The following is a 22,591-nucleotide window of genomic DNA, read 5'->3' as shown; positions in this document are numbered from 1 at the left end:
GAAAGGAGCCGCTACTTGAATATTATGTTATGTGTTGTCGGCTTCTTCTTCGAACTACTTAGAAGGATTTCTTGATTTCCTTGCCATGCTTTTGAACTCTTCATATTTCTCTTTAGCAGCTTTGATTTTATTTTCTATTACATAGGGAGCATCGTCTGAAAAATTCGGTAGTTTCTCATTTATATAATCGTATAATGATCTTTTCTCTGCAGCTGTTGGAATTATTGGAGCAACAGGTATAGGTAGTGGCTTGTCTTCCTTTTCATCTTCTAATCCTTCAAGCAAATTGGCCATTCCAAAAGAATGAAAATTATGTAAAGCTCTTTTTCTATCCTCTTCTGTCTGTACATAATTCCCCTGAGAATCCAAACGGAATCTATCAAATTCCACCATCAGCAGCTCATGTGGCTTTCTATCTTTATTTCTGTAATACAAGATTACTTCAAGTACGTCCTCACCTGCTAACTGAGGAACAGATTTATATTTATGATCTATAGGACGAGCGATCTTCACGACTTTGCTTTCACGCGATACAAATAAATATCTACTCTGAATCATCTATCTCCTTCTTTCTTTCTCTTATTTAAGCTGATTGCACATAACATCATATATACGAACTTCGTAAACACCTTTCTTTTTAACGAATATCCGAACTACATATAATATACCCCATAATAATCCATCTGCGAAGTCACGAAAACAGAAAAGCAGCCCGAGTAAACTGCCCCATATGTTAGCCTTAACTAACACGTAGGATGCAGTTCACACCTGGGCTGCTCTTTCCTCACTCAACAATAGAAGAATTGCCGATAACCTTCAGTGATCAAACTTTTCTCCCCTTGCGCTCCTTCACCTAACATTTACTTCGCTCCGCTACTCCAGACCACACGCTCGCTCATCGCTTTATGCTGTGCAATCAGACAGAGTTCTGCCGCTTTGAATGCATGTTCCTGTGTCATGGCTGTCTCGGTGCGATCCAGACAATCACGAATGAGCTGACCGAAGAACGGGTAACCGACTTTGCCCTTCACACTGTATCTAAACTCGCCTTCATGGTTTACCAGATAGACTTGATCACCTTCCGGCTCTCTCGCTACATCGATATACTTCCGCAACTCGATATAACCATCCGTTCCCAGAATAACTGTACGCCCATCGCCCCATGTGCCCAGACCATCCGGTGTGAACCAGTCCACTCGGAAGTAACCGGATGCTCCGTTGTCACCAATCAGCGAAGCTTCACCGAAGTCTTCCAATTCCGGGAACTGTGGGTGATTGAAGTTATGCACGCGACTAAACCCTACCTCAGCGTCCGTACATGAGGCAAACGTCAGAAATTGTTCGATCTGGTGACTCCCGATATCACAGAGAATGCCGCCATACTGCTCATGCTTGAAGAACCAGTCGGGTCTTCCTCCGGCATTCAGGCGATGCGGGCCTGTACCCATAACTTGCACTACTTTACCGATTGCCCCTTGTTCGATGAGCTGCCCCGCATAGATCGCACTTTCCACATGCAGTCGTTCACTGTAATACACCATGTACTTCTTGCCCGTTCGTTTCACTTCTTCTCGTGCAAGCTTTAACTGCTCCAACGTGGTAAATGGGGCTTTGTCTGTAAAATAATCCTTGCCTGCGGCCAGAACTCTCATGCCAAGCGGCGCACGATCTGAAGTGATTGCTGCACTTGCCACTAATAACACTTCATCATCGGCGAGCACTTCGGCTTCCGATCCAGCGACTTGAGCCTGTGGATACTGCTTCCGAAATGCTTCTACCTTCGCCGGGTCTGGATCATATACCCATTTGAGGGTAGCCCCAGCCTCCAACAATCCGCCAACCATGCCGTAGATGTGCCCATGATCCAGCGCTACAGCAGCAATCGTGAACTCACCCGGACCACATACGACCTCTTTTGTGACACTTTTTGGTGCATAAAACATTCCGTCTTTAGCCATGTCATCCCATCCCTATTATAAAATTTTGTTTACAATGAATTCGTCTTATATGACATCTTCATTTAAACGTCTGACTCAGATCAGCAGGTTGACTGCCACTCAATGCCTTGTCTTTCTTCGTCGTTGAACCAGCAATGCGTTCCTGCAGATGCTCGTAGAACAGATCCTCATCGATTGGCAGATCCACCCAGTTATCCGTCCAGGTAGACAACAGCATCGCATTCGACAATGTTAATCCGTGTATACCATCCTCACCGGGAGCAATAAGGGGTACGCCTGTACGAATCGCATCTACCCAGTTGCGAATCAGACCTGGATGACCCGTTTCCACACCCGTAATCGGGATTTCACACTTCCAGCATTCTGGCTGTCCAAAACCTCCGGTAAAACGCTGATTGAATTCAGGCTCTGATTCGCGAAGTCGCCAGAACGTCAGCTTTCCATCTTCGATCACGATTTTACCCCGGTCTCCGTTGACCTCGAATCGGTTCGTACCTGGTGCTTCGCCCGTAGTCGTTACAAAGACCCCCGTTGCGCCATTTTCGTACTCCACATAAGCGGTTACGTCATCTTCCACTTCAATATTCCGATATTTGCCAAACGAACAGAAAGCACGCATTCGCACCGGCATCATGCCGATGGTCCATTGCCACAGATCCAGTTGATGCGGGTCCTGATTAATCAGCACACCGCCGCCTTCACCTGCCCAAGTTGCCCGCCAACCGCCTGAATCATAGTAACTCTGGGATCGGTACCAGTTCGTAATAATCCAGTTGGTACGACGTACCTCACCAAGTTCCCCCGACGCAATCAAGTCTCTTAGTTTAATGTAGAGCGGGTTGGTCCGCTGGTTATACATCATGGAAAAAACTTTACCACTGGCTGCGGCTGCTTCATTCATCTTGCGTACCTGTTTCGTATACACACCGGCCGGCTTCTCGATCATGACATGCAAGCCATGCTGGAAAGCCTGGATGGCCTGTTCGGGATGATCGTAGTGTGGCGTTGCAACAATGACTGCGTCAATCGTACCCGAAGCCATCATCTGTTCTGCATCCTGCCAATAGGTGACCGTAGCCGGCAGATGACTCGATACCCAGCTCTCCATCTCTTTTCTTACATCACATACCGCGACCAGTTCTGCACCAGGTACTTCTCCAGCCACCAACGTTCTGGCATGTGCTGCCCCCATGTTACCTATACCAATAACCGCTACTCGTACGATACTCATGACTGCTCCTCCTCGTCCACACGACGCTCAATTTCGGCGAATACGTCTGCAAAATGCTGTAACATCGCCTTGGAATCCAAGGCACCACTAAAGTCCTCAATGCCGTAATATCCGTCATACCCGACGGCACGAAGATCCCTGACCATCTGCACCCAATCGACCATGCCTTCAGTCAGCGGCGTCCAGTGACAGTTCCATGCTGTATTCAGCGCCACTCCGCCGCTCTTCTCAGTCACATCAGCCTTTTGCGAATCTTTCCCTTCGGATTCGAACCACCCGGCATTCTTCACATGCACATGAGCCAGGTAAGGGCCTAACAACTCAAGTCCCATCCGATGATTCTCATATCCTTCATGCACCATATTGCCTGGATCGTACAAAACACCTACATGCTGCGGGTCAAACGACTGCACAAGCCGATAGGCCAGTGATGCCGTCGGTGCAATCGTCTGATGATGCGTCTCGACAATCGCCTTGATGTTGTACTGTTTGGCCAGATCTTGCACTTCACTCAGGTAATCAACGGCTTTACGATACAACTCAGGGTAACTGGTTTTGCGATCATATCCTGGAACACCCACACGCATCATAGATGCTCCTAATCCAGCCGCAGCCTGAAACGCCTGCTCGGTGGCAGACAAATCTCCACAGTTCAGATAAGGTACAAGTGCAATGGATTTCCTGCCTTGCCCTACCGCCGCTTCACGAAAAACAGGAACCTGTTCCTGCCAGCGGCTTGGATCTACCGAGCATCGATTATTTCTCCAGTAAGAAGGCTCCTCGGATATCGCATCCTCAGGTATTCCGCGGAAACGCCACTCTATTCCATCAATCCCCGCTGCTGCCGCAGCCGATGCCAATTCTTCTGCATTCAGGTCAGGGGTAGCCACGGTGAATACAGACAGTTTCATCATGATCCATCTCCTTATGTAAACGTATTCATTTTATGTCGTAAAGGCATTGTATCACTCCACTGAACGTCCCCATAGGGGAAAACGGCAACAGATGAATGACAGATAACGAACAGCGCACATTCCCCATTCAGAGATAACTTCTCAAGATCAGTTTATGATCTCATATCAAAAAAGGCATCCTTGGAACAGAGTTCAATTCTGTTCAAAGATGCCTTGTACAATCATTTATTTTATATATAAGGATTAAATCCTCTCTCTCTCTCTATTCCCGATCAAAGAACACGTGTTCAGCCTGTATTTTACCCTGATCTATTGTCATGATTCCAAATGAGTATTGCTTCTGAAAACGTTTATCCGTAGGTGACCCCGGATTAAATACCAGCGTGTTGTCCACGGTATGCATCACCGGGATGTGTGAGTGTCCGTAGATCACAGCATCCACATGCTGGCCTGCAAAGGTGTGAATGGCATTCTGCTCCGTACCCTTTGACCCGAGATGACCATGCACAAGACCCAGACGCAGTCCTTCGACTTCAACAATGCGGGAATATCCCAGTTTTTCAGCAATTTCGGACGGGTCCGTATTACCAGCTACCCCTTCAACAGGTGCATACTCACTAAGCAATGGGTATACGCTCCAATCCGACCAGTCACCGGCGTGAAGAATGAGATCGGCACTCGCAAGTACATCAACGAGCCTGGCAGGTAACTTCTGTGATTTACGTGAACAATGCGTATCGGAAATGACTACAATTTTTTTCATATCACAACCCACCTTTCCTTTAAGAGGTTGTTCAAAAAGTCCGCTTTTGATTACGAAAGATGCCTAGTGCATCATCAGCATCGAATATGGAATTCAGCCGAAATGTCCGTTCCTCACATAGTTTCCTACGCTCCGCTACTCTATTTCTAGCTTCATCCCATCTTCTCGGTACTGAACACCACCCTTTTTGAATTTGTACTTTAAGTCCTTATTACAATCTATTCTGTCTGCGATGAAACAGCTTGCATCTGTGAACTGGAACGTTCCATATCTTCAAGTGTAATGGATGCAAAGAACTGCTCTACCTTCTCCTCGGCAATCTGATACAGATTGGTCAGCAGGCTGTCAATATGCAAGCCCACTTCACAATCCGGGTTGCAATTTCCGTGAATTGGGAACAACGGACCTTCGTCCTTGGCAGCCTGATAGATCATGGCCAACGTAATTTCACTTGCCGGCTTTGCCAGATAGAAACCTCTTGTTCCAGGAGAAGAGTTCACTAATCCCGCCTTTTTCAGCCCGCCCAGAATACGTCTGACGACGACAGGGTTGGTATTCACGCTACCTGCAATGTGTGCAGACGTGATTCGTTCAGGCGCGCTGAGTGACAGTAACAACAAACAATGCACACTGACCGAAAAATGAGTACTCATGATTAACCACCTTTATTTAATATAATTCAGGACATGCTGACGTTATTCAGAGAACAGATCCTTTTCCGGACGTGCTCTGATCTTGAGCTGCCGCACACTGTATTCCAGTTGTTTCACAATATCATCCAGCTGTTTGCGATCAATCTTGGTCGGATCTTCCACCGGTTTCGCGGACGACTTGAGATCGCGGATTGTTAACTGCTGCTCTTGCCATTTGTCCATCAGATCTGCAATATTGGCATAGAAACGTTCGTAATCTTTGATGACCAGATCAAGATAAGCATCTACCTCATCCGGATCATAACCACGAAGTTTATAATTAAATTGTTTTTCATGTATCGATAACGCATCTAGCTGTACACCCAATTGTTTAAACAATTGTCTTTGTTTATCCAATCTTCGTTTCATATGTTCATCCATATTGACAACCTCCATTATAAGCCAAGCCGTGGTTCTATTTCCTATACAGAACATACGGCATTTTCTCTCTCTATTTTTTATAACACATAATCCGTCAGATATAAAATGATACGCCCCTATTAATCACGAAAATGATTGCTTTTCATGCAATTCGGGTAAAGACTCTCTACACCCCACAACGGGAAAGGAGCATGTTCTTATGAGTACATTAACCCAAGATCAACGTCAAGATTTAAAAAACGCCCTTTTAGAGCAACGCGAAAACTTGCAGCGCCATTTTGAATCCAGCATGGAAGACGGTGCTCCAGTCGAATCGCTGAAAGATTCAACAGGTGAGCTGTCCTCCTATGATAATCATCCGGCAGATGCCGGTACGGAAACATTTGAACGCAGCCGTGATCTGGCGATCGACGATACATTAACAGACGAATTCAATCAAGTGAACGACGCATTGGAACGTATGGAACAAGGTACATACGGAACCTGTGTAACGTGCGGAGAAGATATTCCCTTTGAACGACTCGAAGCTATCCCCTATACCGCTTACTGTATTGATGACACGCCTAATCGGGATATCAGCAACGATCGGCCCGTTGAAGAAGAAGTAATGACCATGCCTCCAAGTGGTGCTGGAGAAGGAAGACAGCGTAACGCCGGCAAGTTCGACAATGCAGATGCCTGGGAAGCGGTCGAAGAATACGGCACATCCAACTCCCCTGCAACGGCAGCCAAGCGTGATGTGAAGGACTATGATGAGAACATGTAACATCGTTATGAACTGAAACGGTAAGCGTCAAAATTGAATTGAATTCAATAGGCTGCTCACCCGTAGCCATCCTCATCACGCATCAAAAAGCCGCCAATGGCGGCTTTTTCTAGTTTTCTCCAATGTAGTCACCCACGTGTTGCCGTTACTTACTTTCAACCAAATCACTGAACACTTTCCGTCCGCTTATTCTTCCGACTCATTATCAGATGATGCAGATTCCTGCCGCTTCGAAACAGATCGGGATGCTTTCGGAGTTGATTTAGACTTACCCGAAGTGGCTTTCTTTTTCTCTTTCGTATCTGTCTTGGAAGCAGGTGTCTGCATTATAGGTTTAGAGAGGGCAGAAAATAATTGAAAGACCTCTTGTTCCCCTTGTTGATTCTCTTTCGTTGTATAGGGTTCACAGAGTTTTATGATGTCTTTATATAACTGCTCTACTTCCTCACGAGTTGCATACAGCGTCATGTCCGAGAGAAACATCCGATCTTCGTTTTCAGCCTGATGCATGAACCGCTGACGACTCTGTTCGAACATCTCATTTAATAATTTGAGTGTTTCAGACCGAAACACCTGTTTCAGGGGTGAATTTTCATTGTCTTCATCTTCATGACGAAGATGGATTTCTCCGGAGAATGGTTCGTAGTATTTTGCGATAATGCCATTAATCTCACGCGTGGAAACGATCGTCAGCAGACCAATTTTCTCCAGCTTTTTTACATGATAATGAACTTTGGCTGGCACCTCACCCATCTGGTCGGCGATTTCTTTGACAGTGGATGGTCTGCCCTGCCTGTTAAACATATTCATAATCTGTATCCGATACGGATCGGAGTAGATTTTAATTTCTTCAATGGTTGAAAGAACCTTGTGCTCCATTCCTGTATCCTCATTTCCGGGGTACCTGTTGTCCATCAATGTCTCTATTATACCGCTCCGTCTGGGCTTCGGTCAAAACGAGCCGGAAATGAATGGATACAGAAAATCAGCTAATGATTGCTTCTGAATATACTTCACAGAGCACTTCGAAAACTTTTGCTAAATAACAGCATACCTGCGGACATGGCAAGCATAATACCGAAGACGATAAACAGAACAGGCATGCTCATCCAATCTGCAAGTACTCCCGAAGCCAGGCTTCCAAGGGGGGCGACACTCACGACGAGCATACTCTGTAGAGCATACACTCTGCCCAGCATTTCGGAAGGGGTAACCTCCATCAGATACGTCGCCAGCGGGGTCGTAGCCAGTGGAATACCCAATCCCATCAGAAGACAAAAGACTGCTGCAACAGGCAGTTGGAAGGAGGTCATATAAGCCGGGAGTGCCGTCATGGCATAACTGAGACCTAACATAACAACACCGCTGATGACCAGAACACTTTTACGATAATTGGCACCCCTCTGCGTCATCCACACCCCACCAAGCACCATGCCTCCTACCATCAGTCCACTGAGCAGACTTAATCCCCCAGCGCCAGCATGCAACGTTTCAATCACATAGGGTGTACGGAGCACATTGAACGGCATCAGGCAGAAATTAACGAAGGCAAACAAGATGGAGACAATTAATAATAAGGCATGTTTACGAAGAAAATAAAAAGCTTCCGCCATTTCGGAGAATATACTACGTTTTTCGGATGGAACAGAATTCACATCAGATGATGTCTTATCTTCTTTGTTAGCAGATGTTGAACCTTCAGGGTAGCCAACTCGGCTCATTATTAAAGCACTAAGCGCAAACAACCCCGCATCAATCAGGATCGTCCAGGCAATGCCTATTAAAGCAATAAGGGTACCAGCTACTGCAAGTCCTGCGAGTTCGGCCACTCGGGTTGCGGAAGAAGACATGGCATTACCCGAAAGCAGCATCGATTGGGGAAGCAATCGGGGAACACTGGACACTTCCGCAGGAGTAGTGAAGCATTCCAGCAAAGAATTCAGAATCGTGATGACAAACAGATGCCAGACTTCGAGTTGCCCCAGTCCAAACAGCAGCGCTGTAATACCCACGAACAACCCCCGGCCGGTATTGGTGATCACAATCACTTTTTTGAGAGACATGCGATCTACCAAAGCCCCGGCGAACAGACCCAGAAAGATACTGGGCAAAAAATTCACCGCCAGCAATGTACCCATCAGCACTTTTGAACCGGTCAGAATGTACACCATCCAACTGTATGCAATCGAATCAATGGAGTCACCAAATCGGGATACAACTTTACTAAGCATAAACTGCATATAAGGCCTGATTCGTATTAATTCCCCTATACCTTGCTTGCCTACGGCTGTGCTATCATTCATGAACTTCCACTCCCTAACGTTAAAATATTTTTCATGTTAATTTTATTTTAACGTACATTTTGCAGAAATCAATACCTCCGTGAAAATAATTTTAACGTCTTTTAGGTAAAGTACAATCTCGTTCTTCTTTCAGATGCTTCGTAACCAACACAAGGACTTTTTGAACAATTTTTAGACAACCTCCTATAACACAAAAAAACAGACCACATGTGGTCTGTTTGGCTCGACGGATTATATTTGAACTGCCTTTATCTGCTGCCTATTTCTCAACACGTAATTGAAATCCAGCCTGTTCAACCTGTACTTCCAACATCAAATCTCGTACCCGGCCTGCTTCATCCCCCAGTCGTTCTTCGCTAATTCGGTAGTTGGTCCATCCCCATTCAGAATCACGGTGTTCATGGCTGCTGCTTCCTCTATTTCATGCGTGTAAATGATGCATAGTGATCTGTCGTTTTGTAGATGAGTCCATCATTGGAATACACAATTCGATCCGAATTACGGAAACCGGAGGTGTAGTTAATATCTGCTTCACGCCATGTACGTCCGCTGGCCGCTGGTAGTAGCCCTTCCCGATTGCCAAATATGTCTCCGCCAATGCTTTTTCCGGGAGCCACTACCGCCAAGTTTCCTTGTGACGCTACCCACCCGAGTCCTGTGGCTTGTGATTTGGTAATAAAGTTACATGGCAACGTTCCGTTTGCACTCAAATAGTTAGCTACACCCGTAAACGTATTGATGATGGTACATGTTGCAGCAGACGCCTTCTGCTGTCCGACTGGAGTGAACTGTGAACCTGTGAGGAAAACAAACGTTAACAACAATGCCAGTAATGCGGTGGATATCAGCTTTTTCATAATCCGGCCTCCCGATCCTTCAAAGTAGATGAACGTTGTCACGATATGCAACCTGCAAGCTGTAATTTTCTGGTTGTTCGTTCTGCTAGATTATAGTAAACAAGTCATCTCATGACTATTTATATCACATCAATTTGGTATAAATATCAAATTCAGACGTTTAAATTGTAAAATATTATAATTATAACATTATAAGACAGAAAAAAAGACTCTCATCCTGGAAGATGGAGTCTGCATTTTCTAGTATGTTTAATCTCACTTGGCCTAATCTAATGGTCCATCTGCACACGTTGACGCGTTCGGGCGGATTCCAGGCACGCATCAATCACGCGCATGTTTTGAATGGTATTTTCCGGACTGAAAGGTAGGGCTGCTCCATCAAGCACAGCCGTTGCAAATGTCTCCACCTGAAGCACATAGGAATTCGACACCGACACACGCTCCTCACGGCTAACCGAATCGGTGTGCACAATAATCTGAGGTGGAATATCACTGTTCTCCCAGCCAAACACTTTTGGCAGTTCAATCCGCCCTTCCGTCCCGAGAATCTCCATCTCCGCTCGTCCTGAAGCCCACATGCCACAATCAAAAGTTAAGGCTACCGAATTCGGAAATTCGACCAGTCCCGAGGCCATCATATCCACGCCATCATGCTCGTCCGAGAATAAAGCGTGTACGGTCACCGCTTCCGGTTCCTGTCCCAGATACATCCGGGCTGCCGAGATCGGATACACGCCAAGATCGAATAAAGATCCGCCGCCCATCTCTCTTTTGAACCTTACATTTTCCTTGTCATCAGCGGTATTACACGTAAAGTTACCATGGATGGCTCTGACGATACCAATCTCCCCACTGGCTATAATCTCTTGCACACGTCTGTGCTTGGGGTGATATCGATACATAATCGCTTCTGCAAAAAGAACACCATGCTGCTCACACACCTCAATCATTTCTGCTGATTCATCTGCATTCAGGGCAGCTGGTTTCTCACACAACACGTGTTTGCCAGCCTGTGCCGCTTTGATGGTCCATTCTTTGTGCATATGGTTAGGCAAAGGAATATAGACGGCTTCGATGTCCGGATCAGCGATGAGCTCTTCATAACTGCCATACGATCTGGCAATGTCGAGTTCTCCGGCTAGGGCATCCGCCTTTTCCTTGCTACGGCTGGCAATCGCCAAAACTTCACCACGTTCGGACTGTTGGATTGCTGGAATGACTGCATTTTTGGCAATGGTTGACGTACCGAGTACACCCCACTGTAACTGTCTGTTCATGCTCATCTTCCTTTCGTACCGTAATTGTCCTCTTCTGCCTTGTGTAACATGCCGAGACAACGATCCAGATCCGTTTTGACCTGTTTCTTGTATAACTCCGCTTTCTCCGCACCATCATCCGTGAAATGATATAGAACGATTTCCTGAAAATCGACCTTAGGATCATTACCTTTCAGCTTCTTCGTGCGATAAAATACCCCCTGCTGTACCAATTCATGCAGTGCCCGATATATCTCGCTCTGGGGTGGAACATAACCGTAGTCTTTGAATTCCTGCTTCATCGCCTCCAGCATCTCGTAACCATACCCCCTGTGCTGTTCAACCATCGTAATCAGATACAGCTTGATAAATGCCCGCTGTGCAATCATAAAAGCCACGTTCATTCCCCTCCTGTCAGAACCTATTTATCTAGTATTATAAAACTTATGTTCGGGTTCTGCCATCTTTCTCCGCTTTACCTCCCCTTTATCCAACTTCAAAGAGGGTGAGCATGAAACCGTGTGGATACGGAATAGTCTGAGGAAGCACGGAAAAAAGTCTTCTTTTGTGAATTTTTCATGTATTGAAATTTTAAATAGTATTGAAAAGTTTGTTTTATTTCAGGAACTTCTGAATCCTGTATCCTACCACCTGAATCCTGTGTAGCCAATCCTGAATTCCTATACCAAAATTGACCCTGTACAGTTGTGATTCTGTTATGAATTTTTCATATGTTGATGGATTCATTTGGTATGGACAGATTTCGGCACGGCTCCCACAATCCATTTACCCCAACTTATACGCGAGATGAGCCATGTCAGCACACAGGATAATGTAAGAGCGAGCAACCAGGTAATGATCATGCGAACAACAGGGTTCCAGCCCATAGCAACATAGAACAACTCATCCGGAATATAGCTGTATCGCAGCATCAACATATGCATCAGATAACCGCCATACGATACACCGCCAATCCATCCGAGCAATCGTGTAGCCCTGAGATTATGCAGTTTCCCGGACAACTGGTACATGACCATAATGGAAGCGATCAGAAAGAGTGCCATATCAGGGCGGATCAGGCTGACCGTATAAAACGTAATTTTGATTCCCTCCGGCTTCTGAAACTCCTGCATTAATAAGTAAGTAAACCTAAGACCCAGAACAATAAACACTGTCCAGTATATCCAGCGCAATCGATGAATCCATTCATTCCAATGCTGGATGGATAACCCCGCTGCTGCACCAAGTACAAAATAAAAAAAGAAATAGAGGAAATTACGGTCTGCATACGTTGTAAAAGCATCTGTCAGCACCGGGATATTCAGCCGTTCCATGAATTTGGCGATGTTTCTTAATTGATCTGCAAGCACAAGATACACCACACCAGAAATTAATAATGCGATCATACGCCCCTTGGCCTGATATCGGTGATATACAAAACGAATTGCACGCAAAAAGAGCGGAAATAACAGATAAAACTGGATCAACATAATGATGTACCAAAAGTGTGAAGTTGTTTTGCCCGTCATCAACTTCAGGCCTAGGTCCGGGATATCATTCCATCCGAATCCGGTCCAGCCACGCGGTGCAAGTGTAAAATAAATGAGTGACCAGATCAGATAAGGCACAATGACGTCGTTTACTCTTTTTCTCATGAACGGGCCATAATGCAGCTTGTCTCCCGTGTTATAAAACAGTACCAACCCTGTTATGAATATGAATAAAGGAACTGCAAATTTGGAGAGCATCAACAGTATCGCCAGTAACACGCCATCCTCCAGTTTCGTTTCCGGGACAAAAGAGTAATGTGCGATGGAATGCTGAAGAACCACCGCTCCAAAGGCGATTCCCCTTAAGCTCTCTATTTCTGTAATTCGTTCTTTGCGAGGCATACATTCAGCCATCCTTTCTTGGTTTTACGATAAAAGATATAATGAAAATGAAGTCGTATATCTGATGAACGGGGTGATTCATATTTCTTTAGCTGACAAGGACATCGCCACTATCGACTCCAAATATGTTCAGCAACATCTGGCTAACGAACGAACTTTTCTGGCCTGGGTTCGCACAGGTATTGCCATGGCGGGTATCGGCTTTCTTGCTGCCGGACTTGGCTTCAATTCGTCGGCGTATGATCGTCTCGCACATATTGCGGCGATGATTACCGGGATCACATCTCTGATTGGTGGTATATCCATCATTGTGTATTCGGCAGCAGCCTATCATCGGAAGCGTACACAAATCAATGAGCAGACGTTTCTGGCATCGACAGGATTAATTCGATTTCTCACTTTGATGTTACTGGTGATTGGACTCGCTTTGGCTGTACTGTTATATGTATTGTTATTCCCTGCTTGACTGGGTGAAAACACCAGTCGCCATTATTGAACTCCATGCAACACAGGGACAAAAGCCGGCTTCCCTTAAGGAAACCGGCTAATGACCAGCTTGTGGATCATTTATGTCATTCCGTTTGGCAGATATAATATCATTTGGTTCTATTTCGTATCAACCGAATGCGGTAAGATTACAGGAATGTATTGTTACCCAATCGCGCTGCTTTGGTTTGAGCTTCCAGTCTGCGTTCTTCCATATCCAGATCCGGCCGTTCAGCAGGTACATCTGTACCATGAACTTGCGCTCTGTCCCGATTAAGTTGGCTGTTGCTGCTAAACACATCGTACACATCGGTATCCCGATCGGTGGAGTCTACAAGCAGCAGAATTTTGCCATTCTGTACATACTCCTCATACTGTTTAGCATCCTCTTCCGGAATCCCAAGACCCACAAGTCCACCCACCAATCCGCCAGCTCCTGCACCCACAGCTGCACCGGTAAATGCTGCTGCAATCGGACCTGCGGCCAGAATGGGACCTATGCCGGGTATAGCAAGTGCACCGATCCCTGCAAGCAGACCCGCTACGCCACCAAGTACACCACCTGTTGCTGCACCTGCAGCCACACCCTCAGGGGCTTTGGTACCTGTCTCTTCCCGAATCGCCTTCAATTCATCCCGATCCTGGGTAACAACGGAGATCTCGTCTGAAGTGAATCCTTGTGCCTTCAAACCCTCGATAGCCTGTGATGCTTCACGTTCTGTATTAAACACACCTACGATTTTCTTTTGCATAATGAATCCCTCCTCATCTTATTGAGTGGTTCGTTATGTTATTACCCGCCTTCGTTTCTTTCAAACGTTTGCAAGTCAATATAATATGTGTTAATAGCAATGAACGGCTGAGGCTCTCTCCTTTTCATTCCTCATCAGGGTGCGCGCTCCAACTCAGGCATGTGATACGTTGTCAGGCATACTCTTACGTGGGAGGACGTCGGCGTCCAGAACATCTTGAAGTACAGGCTGGCTGATCCTGGTGAATGATCCAGACGATTTTCTAAGGAACTGAGATCGTCTTATTTTGCAATTGCGTCCTCCGTTTATTGGGTAAGAAACATGAGACACGTTATTTACCAAAATCACCTGACAAACCCGTAGTAAACGCTAATTATTCGAATATAACGTGTCTCAGATTCCTTAGATTGCTGTAGGTGCTTCAAATCGCTGAATAAGACGTCACAGGTTCGTTAGCCCTCCCGCTTCACCTTCTGCTCCAGACACATGTCGTTGATATCTGAAAAAACAAAAATAATTTATCTATTTCCCCCGTGGTTTGGCTCGATTGGTGGCGACTGCTTCAAGTGGATTATCCGGCCAATAGTGCTTCGGATACCGACCTTTCAGATCTTTTTTGACGTCAAAGTATGTCTCTCGCCAGAAATTAGCCAAGTCTCGTGTGACTTGTACAGGTCGCTGAGCCGGCGATAACAAATGGATGGTCAACGGGACTCGCCCACCAGCTATACGCGGTGTCTCCTGTTGTCCAAACATCTCCTGTAATCTTACCGCCAGAGCAGGGGCCTCTGGACGACTGTAGTCCACAGGAATACGTGAACCACTGGGCACCTGTATATGCGTCGGAGCTTCATCGTCCAGTTGTTGTCGTTGCGCCCAGCTCAGGCCACCAAGCAATACGTCTTGCATCGACAATCTCTTCAGGTCGGCCGCCGAACGCATGCCTGTCAGATAAGGTGTCAGATGTTCTGCCAACTCTTCGGTCAGATCATCTTCGATCAGGTCTGGCCACTCGGGTAGATGGAGATGCAGAAACCGCAGCCTGTCCGCAAGTTGTCTGGATGTTTTGGTCCAAGGCAAACAATCCAGCCCTTCCGTTCGTATTCCGGTTAACAATGCTTCCAGCACCTGATCTTCAGGTGGCTGTGCAATACTGCTCTCTTTCATCACAATGGCTCCAATACGAAGTCTCTTATGTGCGCGTACGCTGCGGGTATTGGAATCCCAGGCCACTTGCACTTCAGTGTGCAGCAGATGCTGACCTGCCTGCAACAATGTCTGCTCCTGCAACGGCGCAGCCAGCAGGATGCGCGCATCTGCGCCCTGGTCGTCGGCCTCGGCTGCGACCAGATACGCTGAACGGCTCAGCGATTCTGTCGCTGCAAGCCGCACACCGCGGCCGCTGCTCAGCAGATAGCGGCCGTCCTCCCGGCGTTGCCCGATCCGGTCCGGATAGGCGAAGGACAGCAGCAATCCGCAGCTGTCTTCATCCGGCCGTACCGGATCGGCCGCCGGGCCGAGCGCCGAGCGCAGCTGGCGGCTCTCCTGGAGCATGCGCCGCACGGCCGCGCCGTCTAGGGCAGCCGCTGCCGCTTGCGGCATGCCGCTGCTGTCCGCGGTCAGCAGCGCCTCTACGCGCGGGCGGAGGTCCGTGCCCGCGCCTGCACTGCCACTGCTGCGGAGGCCGGCAGGCTCCTGCAGCAGTGCCGCCAGCATGCTGGCGTAACTGGTCAGCCCAAGCTCCGCCGCGCGGAGCAACATGCTGGCCAGTCGCGGATGCACGCCGAGCGTGTTCATCCGCCGCCCGAAGGGCGTGATGCGGCCTGCGTCATCCAGGCCGCCCAGCTGGCGCAGCAGCGCCTGTGCCTGGCCGTAGGCGGCGTCAGGCGGGGTGTCCAGCCATTGCAGCTCTGCTGGGGACTGGACACCCCAGACGGCAAGCTCAAGCGCCAGCGGCGCAAGATCCGCGGAGGTGATCTCCGGGCGAGCTGCCTCAGGCAGTCCCCCATGGATCTCTTCGCTCCATAGCCGGTAACACACCCCCGGGGCAATTCGCCCCGCACGCCCCCGCCGTTGGTCGGCTGACGCCTTGGATACCGGCAGGGTGACAAGCCGACTCATGCCCGTTCGCGGCGAGAATGCCGATGCACGACTCAGCCCTGCATCCACCACTATCTTAACGCCAGCAAGTGTAAGGCTGGATTCCGCAATGGAGGTGGACAGCACCACTTTGCGCGTACCCTCAGCCGCCGGACGTATGGCCTCATCCTGTTGTTCCACCGGCATACTGCCATAGAGAGAATGAACTTTCACATGTGAAGGAAGAGAACCGCTTAATAATTCCCGCTCTGTGCGGTGTATCTCTCTTGCGCCTGGAAGGAAAACAAGCACATCCCCCTCCTGTTCGGTTAATGCCCGGATCACCGTCTGAGCCGTGAATGGTTCCAATGGCATGGCTGCTGGTCTCGGCACATATCGTGTTTCCACCGGAAATGTGCGACCTGGACAATGAATTGATCTTGTACCTTCACCAAGCAATGCACAGACAGGAACAGGATCAAGGGTAGCCGACATGACCAGCAATTTCAGATCTGGACGTAACATCGCTCGGGATTCCAATGCCAGAGCCAAACCCAAGTCACCGTGTAGGTGACGCTCATGGAATTCATCGAATATAATCATCGCCGTATCCTCAAGACCCTGATCCTGTTGCAACATCCGGGTCAATACCCCTTCCGTCACCACTTCAATGCGCGTCTCCTGACTCACCCGGGTATCCATGCGTACACGATATCCTACGGTCTGCCCCGCTTTTTCCCCAAGCGTAGCCGCTAGTCTCGACGCAGCCGAACGCGCAGCCAGCCTTCGGGGTTCCAGCATGATGATTTTCCGTCCCGCAACCCATGGCTCGTCCAACAAAGCCAGTGGTACAACCGTGGTTTTCCCCGCCCCCGGCTCTGCAATTAACACACCTGTATCTTGATCCCGAAATAACTGTTTTAACTCAGGAATAATCTCTTGTATTGGTAACTCTATCTGCATATGATCGCTCCTAATGAATGTACCCTAATGCTCTTCAGTTCTTTAATCGAATGTTAGCATTATAACAAAAAAAGCCGTTCCAGAGGAACGACTATCGCAGACACAGTTATTTACCAAAATGAAAATTGTTCAACATGCTCATTCTTAACTGAGCAATGACTCGGCACCATCAATGACAATCTCTGCTCCGGTAATATGTCTGGATTCGGACGATGCGAGGAAGCTTACCAGATCGGCAACATGTTCCGGCTGACCCGGCCCGTCTGCAAGCGGTTGCTGTCCTTCCGGGAACTCCATCGGAATAATGATCTGTTGCAGGTCATCCGTTTTGACCGTACTTTGATCGATATTCGTTGCAATCGCTCCTGGGCAGATCACATTCACACGTATCTTGAACTTCGCAAGCTCCAGTGCAGCCATCTTGGCAAAAGCAACCTGCCCTGCCTTGGACGTGCTGTACGCCGACATGCCAAAGCTTGAGAAGCGCTGATTCCCGTTGATGGAACTCGTAATAATAATACTGCCGCCACCCCGTTTTTTCACGTGAGGCAATGCATATTTAATGGTGAAAAATGTACCATTCAGGTTGGTTGTAATAATCTGCTGCCAATCTTCAACCTGAATCTCCTCAATGGGTGCCGACACACCGTTAATGCCCGCATTGGCAAAAACAATATCCAAACCGCCGAATAACTCTACGGTTTCCAGCACAGCCTTTTCCACACGTGCCGGGTCGGAAATGTCTACATCAAATGCTCTTGCCGCACCGGGATGCAGCGCATTAATCTCTGCTTCCGTTTCCGAGATTCGATCATTCACCAAATCAAACAATGCAACATGTGCACCCTCTTTTGCCAGCTTGACCGCAGTGGCCTTTCCAATACCGGAGCCTGCTCCGGTAATAATCGCAACCTTACCTTGAAACCGTGACCTGCCGTTTTGTTGTGTCATTATCCATTCCACTCCTTTGATTAGCAATTATGTAAGAATGTACGTTCAAGCTTTCATTAGCCAATTCTTCACAAGATTACCCAAAAAGAGTGTCTTTTAAATCAACACCAGCAAGTTTTTTCACGTTTGGACTACACCAATGTCACAGCAGCTTAAGGATCGAACCACAACTTGATATCCTGCACTCACCATTCCAACTCAATGAAAGCGGCATCATCTTCCAGACCGCCGGTATGTGTAGCGTCCAGCAGTACCTGAATGTGTTCATCAGGGACATAAGCTTGGATAGCATCCAGATCATTGAGTCCATCTGTATATAACTGAAGGCGCAGGGAATCGTTTACGGACCCTTTTGTCTCGTAGATGTGCGGCTTACCACCAACAGGTCCTTCAAGTGTAGACCAGCGCTCATTTGTCTTGCAGTGATTCTGAAATAATGCAGACTGTTCCTGACCATTACGCCAGAGGCGAATACGGGAATCCCCTTGCCACGCAAGCCAAACCCGACTTTTACGGCCGCCTCCTGTACGCTCAATCCGCCCACATACGTACATGGCTTGACTGCCCCGACTTCGCTTCTCCATCAGTACTTCCCGAAGTAAAAGAGGGGAACTGTCCAGCGGCTGCAGTTTCTCCAGCTGCTCGGATGCGGGAAGAGTCAGATCATGAAGAAGTCGCTCAACGCCCTCTTCCGTCGGGTATTGCGTGGTTTCCAGCCAATCCAGCAAGGCATTCCCCAGAAAACGCGCTGCAAAATCTCCCAGATAACTCATGCCTACCCCATCACACAATACAAAATTGCAGACATTTCCTTTCATACGTACCGCAGCAAAGTCTTGTCCGGTATCTCCCTGATGTACCGTCTCAGCCGCTCTGCCATAACCATATCTGCACTTAAACGTGCCCTGATAGCGGGTTAGTGGCTGTTCTCCCGTCTGTACACTCACATAGCGAAAGTTGCCATGCCGTTGCTCGGCATGGCCCCCCTTATCTCCAGCAGACAATGTTGCCAAACGCATCCCTCTCATCATTCCCCTCCTATCTCACAGGCGTAGCAGCGGACATCTGGAACCCAATCGATACCAATTCTGCGCAGGTACCTGGCAGCATCATGAGTGCACCGGGTGCAAGCAAATAATCAGCTTCAACAAGCATTTCCCGATAACTTTCGGGCAGGACGGATGACATATTCCGCAGCTTCTCACCATGCTCATCCTGTAGATTGGTTTCCGAAGAGATTCCCTTCCACCTTCTAGGTTCAGCAATTGGTCCTTCCAGCAGATGATCCGATATAAAAATATTCTCCACCAGCACATTGCCATCAGGTACACTCATGCCCATGATTCTTTTCGCAATGGGCTCGGGATCTTCACCTGTGGCTACCCCATCGGTCATATGGCACACAAGTGGAGCAGGACAATCCTGCATATTCGGAATTTCGGCCTGCAGAATCTTTTCCGCCTGCAAGAAAGCCTTCGCAGAATCCGAAAACCGTTTCGGTGTCAAGTCAGGCAGAGAACCAACTGCAGCGATCTCGTCAATTCCTTTGATACCGTTTAACAAGTCATATACATCATCGCTGTATGCCAATATGGCTATGCGATAGCGAGGTGTCAGACGATTACCCTTTGTAGAGCGAAATACCATTTGGCGGATCGCGAGAGATAAGGCATCATAGACGACGTCAATCCGTCGACGATTTTCCAGAACCATATTCATGGAGGCGCTAATATCAATTAAATATATAATAAGTGCAGGTGTACGCTGTGATGCTTGAATCGTGTAGTTCATCTAGGGTGAGTCACCTCCGTCATTCACGTGTTATTTTATAAGTTGGGCAACGTATAATTAGTGTTGCTCAGGAATTTGTTAATGGCACTCATTCGAGCAGCCACTTTGCCGACCCCTTTGAAATAAGCAGCATCGGTATTATATAGATTTTTGAAATCACGGGCATACGCTTCCGCATTTTCAATTTTTCTGCCTTTTTGTGCATTATACGTTTTATTGTAATGAGCAATCAATGTGACCACATTCTGGGCACGTTTTTTCTTGAGCGCGGCTTTCTGAGCAATCTCCTGCTGCCTTTTTATTTCCGCTGCCGCTTTACGCTCCGCTTCCTGTCTTGCAAGCTTGGCATCATTCTCTTTTTTCCAGACCAGATAAGCTTCATATTTTGCCTGTTTATCGTACTTCTCCTGCTGCGCTCTCTTGGCAGCTTCTTTTTTCTGCTGTTCCTGCTTCACCAGATAGGCCTCATATTTCGCCTGTTTGTCGTATTTGGCCTGTAATGCCTTACGTTCTTCTTCTTTTTTCTTTGCTTCCGCTTCCTTCTGTTTGGCTTCCGCAAGCTTTTTCTTTTCCTCTGCTTCCAGTTTCGCAGCTTCTGCGGCCTTTTGCTTCTCTTGCTCTTCCTGCTGTTTGAGCGCAGCTGCCTTTGCAGCTTCAGCCTCTTCCGCAGCCTTGACCTCTGCCAATCGTGTTGCTTCCTGCTGTTCTTTCTGCTTCACTTCTGCCTGATCGGCAAGTATTTTGACGGTTGGCACACCACCTGCCAGCAATACAATAAGCACAGCGGAGGAAATCATGAACTTTTTGGATCTGTAGAATGGCACAGGTACTGGCTTGTCTGTGTCTTCTTTTGGATTAAGCTTGGCATCCAGTTCCTTAATTGCAGCCTCGACTTCCATCTGCATCGCGCTGTTATGAGGTATGAAATGATAAAGCGAACGATACACTTCCAATGCCGCAGCCGGTTTATCTTCATCCTCCAAGGATCTTGCTTGCAGGAACAGACGGTTCACAACCGCTTCCTGATCGGGAGATTGTGGCGTTTGAGGAATGTCCCCGTCTTTCGTATTCACCGGTTCACTTACTGGTTCTGAGCTCTTTTTCAGATTCTCGTCAGCTTCGGACGCATTGGCAGCTTCTTCTTCCGATGTCGCAGCAGCAGCATTGGCCTGATCCACATTTACCGCAGCCAATGCAACATACCACTCGCCAAACGTCGGACAGCTGCTCAGATCGTGACTTTCCCAAGCTCGAATGAACAGATCGGACAGTTTGGAACCCCAACGTTTCTCTAGGGACTCCCGCATCGCATAATACCGTTCACTCACCGTTTGCATTTCATGCTGGTCAAAATAACTTTCGCCCCACGCTCTCTCTACAATCACGGGGTCCGACCAGCTTAACATTTCAGCAATGATAACAGCTCCGGCAAATCGGTCAGCATATGAACTCCACAAACCGCTGTGCACTGTTCGATGGGCTGCATAACCGGGCGACCCGGCAAGCAGGGCATCAGGACGATCCATCTTGGAACCGTACATCTGCTCGACATCCACAAGTTCTACCGCAGACGCCTTCCCCAGGTTCTCCACTTCGGAAAAAAACGGAATCATTACATTGGGAGCGGACATATCGCAATGAGCCAGTCCACGTTGTTCCATAGCCGAACCCGTTCCAGCAAGCGCTCTGGCCAGCTTCAGGCTCTCCTCAGCCGTCAACTGTCTCTGATCACTGATCACATCGAACCAGGTCTGACCTTGCACCCATGGCATCAACACCGCATATAACAGATCGGGATGTTTTCCAATGAGCGCTCCGTTTCTTTCCGGAGTGAGCACATCACGCTTGCATACCTGCAAACCTGGCAGTTCACTATAAGACTCCATATGCTCAGACTGATATACCATAGCTGGAATACGGAATTTTGGAAAAAATACTTTTAGTGCTTTGGCCCCATGAATGGAACCATTTCGGGGTAACAACTGATAAACAATCCCCTGCCTTCCGGCTTGGGCATAAGCCAGGCCCGGCGCAGCCGGATGTTGCCCAATCGTATAGGCAATGTCGTTAATCACCACTTCATCCCCGGGATTTGGTTGAAAAGACATGCTTATCCCTCTCTCTGTCCTAGTGTCATAGTTGCAGCAAAAACCGGGTGTTGTGACAACGCCCGGTTTTTGCTGTAGTTGTACATCTTCAGCTTGCTACCCGCCTATAATCTCAGGGCGAATTCAGATTTCAAATCGGCCTGATCTATGTAAAGCAGATTAACGAGCTTGGTCAGCTGTACGGAATTTGTTAGCAATAGCTGTAAGTTCAGCGCTGATGCTGTTCAGCGTTTGAACGAAGGATTGCATTTGTTTGCTAGCTTCTTGGAACTCCTGGAAGAAGCGTTGCTTGGTCATACCTTCCCATTGTCCTTCCATGCTTGTGATGGATTGAGTCAAGGTAGATACGATTTGCTGACTTTGCTCACCGCTTTGTTTAAATTGATTGGAAACCTGATCAAGCTGCTCTGGGGTAACTAAAATACGTCCTGCCATTGGTAAATTCCTC

22 protein-coding genes are annotated in these 22,591 nt (G+C 47.8%); 2 read left to right on the top strand and 20 right to left on the bottom strand.

Going from position 1 to position 22,591, the window contains the following annotated elements; genetic code table 11:
* Positions 1–54 precede the first annotated feature (54 nt).
* The 7 genes from ACE3K2_RS07825 to ACE3K2_RS07795 all read right to left on the bottom strand — a co-directional run bounded on the left by ACE3K2_RS07825 (position 55) and on the right by ACE3K2_RS07795 (position 5,939).
* Positions 55–558 carry a hypothetical protein gene (locus ACE3K2_RS07825; RefSeq protein WP_421888702.1) on the bottom strand — a complete coding sequence of 168 codons (504 nt, stop codon included), beginning with the start codon at positions 556–558 and terminating at the stop codon, positions 55–57.
* Between the two features lie 302 nt (positions 559–860).
* Positions 861–1,958, bottom strand: coding sequence for a Gfo/Idh/MocA family protein (locus tag ACE3K2_RS07820; protein ID WP_421888700.1), 1,098 nt, complete (start codon positions 1,956–1,958; stop codon positions 861–863).
* Between the two features lie 58 nt (positions 1,959–2,016).
* Positions 2,017–3,189, bottom strand: coding sequence for a Gfo/Idh/MocA family protein (locus ACE3K2_RS07815; RefSeq protein ID WP_421888698.1), 1,173 nt, complete (start codon positions 3,187–3,189; stop codon positions 2,017–2,019).
* Positions 3,186–4,100: a sugar phosphate isomerase/epimerase family protein gene (locus tag ACE3K2_RS07810; protein WP_421891061.1), complete on the bottom strand. Its 915-nt coding sequence runs from the start codon at positions 4,098–4,100 to the stop codon at positions 3,186–3,188. The genes ACE3K2_RS07815 and ACE3K2_RS07810 overlap by 4 nt, the downstream gene beginning before the upstream one ends.
* 265 nt (positions 4,101–4,365) lie before the next feature.
* Positions 4,366–4,866, bottom strand: coding sequence for a metallophosphoesterase family protein (locus tag ACE3K2_RS07805; protein WP_421888696.1), 501 nt, complete (start codon positions 4,864–4,866; stop codon positions 4,366–4,368).
* A gap of 218 nt (positions 4,867–5,084) precedes the next feature.
* On the bottom strand, positions 5,085–5,519 hold the full coding sequence (locus ACE3K2_RS07800; RefSeq protein ID WP_421888694.1) for an Rrf2 family transcriptional regulator: 435 nt from the start codon (positions 5,517–5,519) through the stop codon (positions 5,085–5,087).
* A gap of 42 nt (positions 5,520–5,561) precedes the next feature.
* Positions 5,562–5,939 carry a DivIVA domain-containing protein gene (locus ACE3K2_RS07795; RefSeq protein ID WP_017689054.1) on the bottom strand — a complete coding sequence of 126 codons (378 nt, stop codon included), beginning with the start codon at positions 5,937–5,939 and terminating at the stop codon, positions 5,562–5,564.
* A 199-nt stretch (positions 5,940–6,138) separates the two neighbouring features.
* Between ACE3K2_RS07795 and ACE3K2_RS07790 the strand changes: the two genes are divergently transcribed.
* Positions 6,139–6,705 (top strand): TraR/DksA C4-type zinc finger protein, encoded by a 567-nt coding sequence (locus tag ACE3K2_RS07790; protein WP_421888692.1) that lies wholly within the window; start codon positions 6,139–6,141, stop codon positions 6,703–6,705.
* A 186-nt stretch (positions 6,706–6,891) separates the two neighbouring features.
* On the opposite strand, the gene ACE3K2_RS07785 is transcribed toward ACE3K2_RS07790, so the two are convergent.
* The 6 genes from ACE3K2_RS07785 to ACE3K2_RS07760 form a co-directional block, all read right to left on the bottom strand.
* Positions 6,892–7,584 carry an ArsR/SmtB family transcription factor gene (locus ACE3K2_RS07785; RefSeq protein ID WP_421888690.1) on the bottom strand — a complete coding sequence of 231 codons (693 nt, stop codon included), beginning with the start codon at positions 7,582–7,584 and terminating at the stop codon, positions 6,892–6,894.
* Positions 7,585–7,718: 134 nt separating this feature from the next.
* Positions 7,719–9,008 carry an MFS transporter gene (locus tag ACE3K2_RS07780; protein ID WP_421888688.1) on the bottom strand — a complete coding sequence of 430 codons (1,290 nt, stop codon included), beginning with the start codon at positions 9,006–9,008 and terminating at the stop codon, positions 7,719–7,721.
* A 416-nt stretch (positions 9,009–9,424) separates the two neighbouring features.
* Positions 9,425–9,865 carry a ribonuclease gene (locus tag ACE3K2_RS07775; RefSeq protein WP_421888686.1) on the bottom strand — a complete coding sequence of 147 codons (441 nt, stop codon included), beginning with the start codon at positions 9,863–9,865 and terminating at the stop codon, positions 9,425–9,427.
* 269 nt (positions 9,866–10,134) lie between these two features.
* Positions 10,135–11,142: a Gfo/Idh/MocA family protein gene (locus tag ACE3K2_RS07770; RefSeq protein ID WP_421888684.1), complete on the bottom strand. Its 1,008-nt coding sequence runs from the start codon at positions 11,140–11,142 to the stop codon at positions 10,135–10,137.
* A 2-nt stretch (positions 11,143–11,144) separates the two neighbouring features.
* Positions 11,145–11,519: a helix-turn-helix transcriptional regulator gene (locus ACE3K2_RS07765; protein WP_421888682.1), complete on the bottom strand. Its 375-nt coding sequence runs from the start codon at positions 11,517–11,519 to the stop codon at positions 11,145–11,147.
* Between the two features lie 345 nt (positions 11,520–11,864).
* Positions 11,865–13,013 carry an acyltransferase gene (locus ACE3K2_RS07760; RefSeq protein WP_421888680.1) on the bottom strand — a complete coding sequence of 383 codons (1,149 nt, stop codon included), beginning with the start codon at positions 13,011–13,013 and terminating at the stop codon, positions 11,865–11,867.
* 64 nt (positions 13,014–13,077) lie between these two features.
* On the opposite strand from ACE3K2_RS07760, the gene ACE3K2_RS07755 reads away from it, so the two are divergent.
* Entirely contained in the window at positions 13,078–13,479 is a 402-nt protein-coding gene (locus tag ACE3K2_RS07755) for a YidH family protein (RefSeq protein WP_421888678.1), read from the top strand.
* Positions 13,480–13,648: 169 nt separating this feature from the next.
* Here ACE3K2_RS07755 and ACE3K2_RS07750 read toward each other — a convergent pair whose 3' ends face one another.
* From ACE3K2_RS07750 to ACE3K2_RS07720, 7 genes are all read right to left on the bottom strand, one after another.
* Positions 13,649–14,251: a general stress protein gene (locus ACE3K2_RS07750; RefSeq protein ID WP_421888676.1), complete on the bottom strand. Its 603-nt coding sequence runs from the start codon at positions 14,249–14,251 to the stop codon at positions 13,649–13,651.
* Positions 14,252–14,773: 522 nt separating this feature from the next.
* The gene (gene hrpB / locus ACE3K2_RS07745; RefSeq protein ID WP_421888674.1) at positions 14,774–17,293 is read right to left on the bottom strand and encodes an ATP-dependent helicase HrpB; all 2,520 of its coding nucleotides are present in this window, start codon (positions 17,291–17,293) and stop codon (positions 14,774–14,776) included.
* Between the two features lie 144 nt (positions 17,294–17,437).
* A complete protein-coding gene (locus tag ACE3K2_RS07740; RefSeq protein ID WP_421888672.1) occupies positions 17,438–18,244 on the bottom strand; it encodes an SDR family oxidoreductase in 807 nt (268 codons plus the stop codon).
* 185 nt (positions 18,245–18,429) lie between these two features.
* Positions 18,430–19,272, bottom strand: coding sequence for a protein phosphatase 2C domain-containing protein (locus ACE3K2_RS07735; RefSeq protein WP_421891058.1), 843 nt, complete (start codon positions 19,270–19,272; stop codon positions 18,430–18,432).
* A gap of 10 nt (positions 19,273–19,282) precedes the next feature.
* Positions 19,283–20,035: a vWA domain-containing protein gene (locus ACE3K2_RS07730; RefSeq protein ID WP_076330724.1), complete on the bottom strand. Its 753-nt coding sequence runs from the start codon at positions 20,033–20,035 to the stop codon at positions 19,283–19,285.
* A 35-nt stretch (positions 20,036–20,070) separates the two neighbouring features.
* Entirely contained in the window at positions 20,071–22,143 is a 2,073-nt protein-coding gene (locus ACE3K2_RS07725; protein ID WP_421888670.1) for a hypothetical protein, read from the bottom strand.
* 159 nt (positions 22,144–22,302) lie between these two features.
* Positions 22,303–22,578, bottom strand: coding sequence for a WXG100 family type VII secretion target (locus ACE3K2_RS07720; protein ID WP_017689071.1), 276 nt, complete (start codon positions 22,576–22,578; stop codon positions 22,303–22,305).
* Positions 22,579–22,591 lie beyond the last annotated feature (13 nt).

Source organism: Paenibacillus sp. (assembly GCF_048976745.1).
Classification (GTDB): Bacteria; Bacillota; Bacilli; order Paenibacillales; family Paenibacillaceae; genus Paenibacillus.
Note: the sequence above shows the minus strand (reverse complement) of the source record. Positions and strands in the feature narration are given on the sequence as shown.

What these genes read in the sequence shown, in the direction of transcription:
- ACE3K2_RS07815 (WP_421888698.1), bottom strand. Translation starts at nt 3,189, where the DNA reads ATGAGTATCGTACGAGTAGCGGTTATTGGTATAGGTAACATGGGGGCA.
- ACE3K2_RS07825 (WP_421888702.1), bottom strand. Translation starts at nt 558, where the DNA reads ATGATTCAGAGTAGATATTTATTTGTATCGCGTGAAAGCAAAGTCGTG.
- ACE3K2_RS07760 (WP_421888680.1), bottom strand. Translation starts at nt 13,013, where the DNA reads ATGCCTCGCAAAGAACGAATTACAGAAATAGAGAGCTTAAGGGGAATC.
- hrpB (WP_421888674.1), bottom strand. Translation starts at nt 17,293, where the DNA reads ATGCAGATAGAGTTACCAATACAAGAGATTATTCCTGAGTTAAAACAG.
- ACE3K2_RS07750 (WP_421888676.1), bottom strand. Translation starts at nt 14,251, where the DNA reads ATGCAAAAGAAAATCGTAGGTGTGTTTAATACAGAACGTGAAGCATCA.
- ACE3K2_RS07720 (WP_017689071.1), bottom strand. Translation starts at nt 22,578, where the DNA reads ATGGCAGGACGTATTTTAGTTACCCCAGAGCAGCTTGATCAGGTTTCC.
- ACE3K2_RS07790 (WP_421888692.1), top strand. Translation starts at nt 6,139, where the DNA reads ATGAGTACATTAACCCAAGATCAACGTCAAGATTTAAAAAACGCCCTT.
- ACE3K2_RS07740 (WP_421888672.1), bottom strand. Translation starts at nt 18,244, where the DNA reads ATGACACAACAAAACGGCAGGTCACGGTTTCAAGGTAAGGTTGCGATT.
- ACE3K2_RS07735 (WP_421891058.1), bottom strand. Translation starts at nt 19,272, where the DNA reads ATGAGAGGGATGCGTTTGGCAACATTGTCTGCTGGAGATAAGGGGGGC.
- ACE3K2_RS07725 (WP_421888670.1), bottom strand. Translation starts at nt 22,143, where the DNA reads ATGTCTTTTCAACCAAATCCCGGGGATGAAGTGGTGATTAACGACATT.
- ACE3K2_RS07810 (WP_421891061.1), bottom strand. Translation starts at nt 4,100, where the DNA reads ATGAAACTGTCTGTATTCACCGTGGCTACCCCTGACCTGAATGCAGAA.
- ACE3K2_RS07785 (WP_421888690.1), bottom strand. Translation starts at nt 7,584, where the DNA reads ATGGAGCACAAGGTTCTTTCAACCATTGAAGAAATTAAAATCTACTCC.
- ACE3K2_RS07775 (WP_421888686.1), bottom strand. Translation starts at nt 9,865, where the DNA reads ATGAAAAAGCTGATATCCACCGCATTACTGGCATTGTTGTTAACGTTT.
- ACE3K2_RS07800 (WP_421888694.1), bottom strand. Translation starts at nt 5,519, where the DNA reads ATGAGTACTCATTTTTCGGTCAGTGTGCATTGTTTGTTGTTACTGTCA.
- ACE3K2_RS07780 (WP_421888688.1), bottom strand. Translation starts at nt 9,008, where the DNA reads ATGAATGATAGCACAGCCGTAGGCAAGCAAGGTATAGGGGAATTAATA.
- ACE3K2_RS07820 (WP_421888700.1), bottom strand. Translation starts at nt 1,958, where the DNA reads ATGGCTAAAGACGGAATGTTTTATGCACCAAAAAGTGTCACAAAAGAG.
- ACE3K2_RS07770 (WP_421888684.1), bottom strand. Translation starts at nt 11,142, where the DNA reads ATGAACAGACAGTTACAGTGGGGTGTACTCGGTACGTCAACCATTGCC.
- ACE3K2_RS07755 (WP_421888678.1), top strand. Translation starts at nt 13,078, where the DNA reads ATGAACGGGGTGATTCATATTTCTTTAGCTGACAAGGACATCGCCACT.
- ACE3K2_RS07805 (WP_421888696.1), bottom strand. Translation starts at nt 4,866, where the DNA reads ATGAAAAAAATTGTAGTCATTTCCGATACGCATTGTTCACGTAAATCA.
- ACE3K2_RS07730 (WP_076330724.1), bottom strand. Translation starts at nt 20,035, where the DNA reads ATGAACTACACGATTCAAGCATCACAGCGTACACCTGCACTTATTATA.
- ACE3K2_RS07795 (WP_017689054.1), bottom strand. Translation starts at nt 5,939, where the DNA reads ATGGATGAACATATGAAACGAAGATTGGATAAACAAAGACAATTGTTT.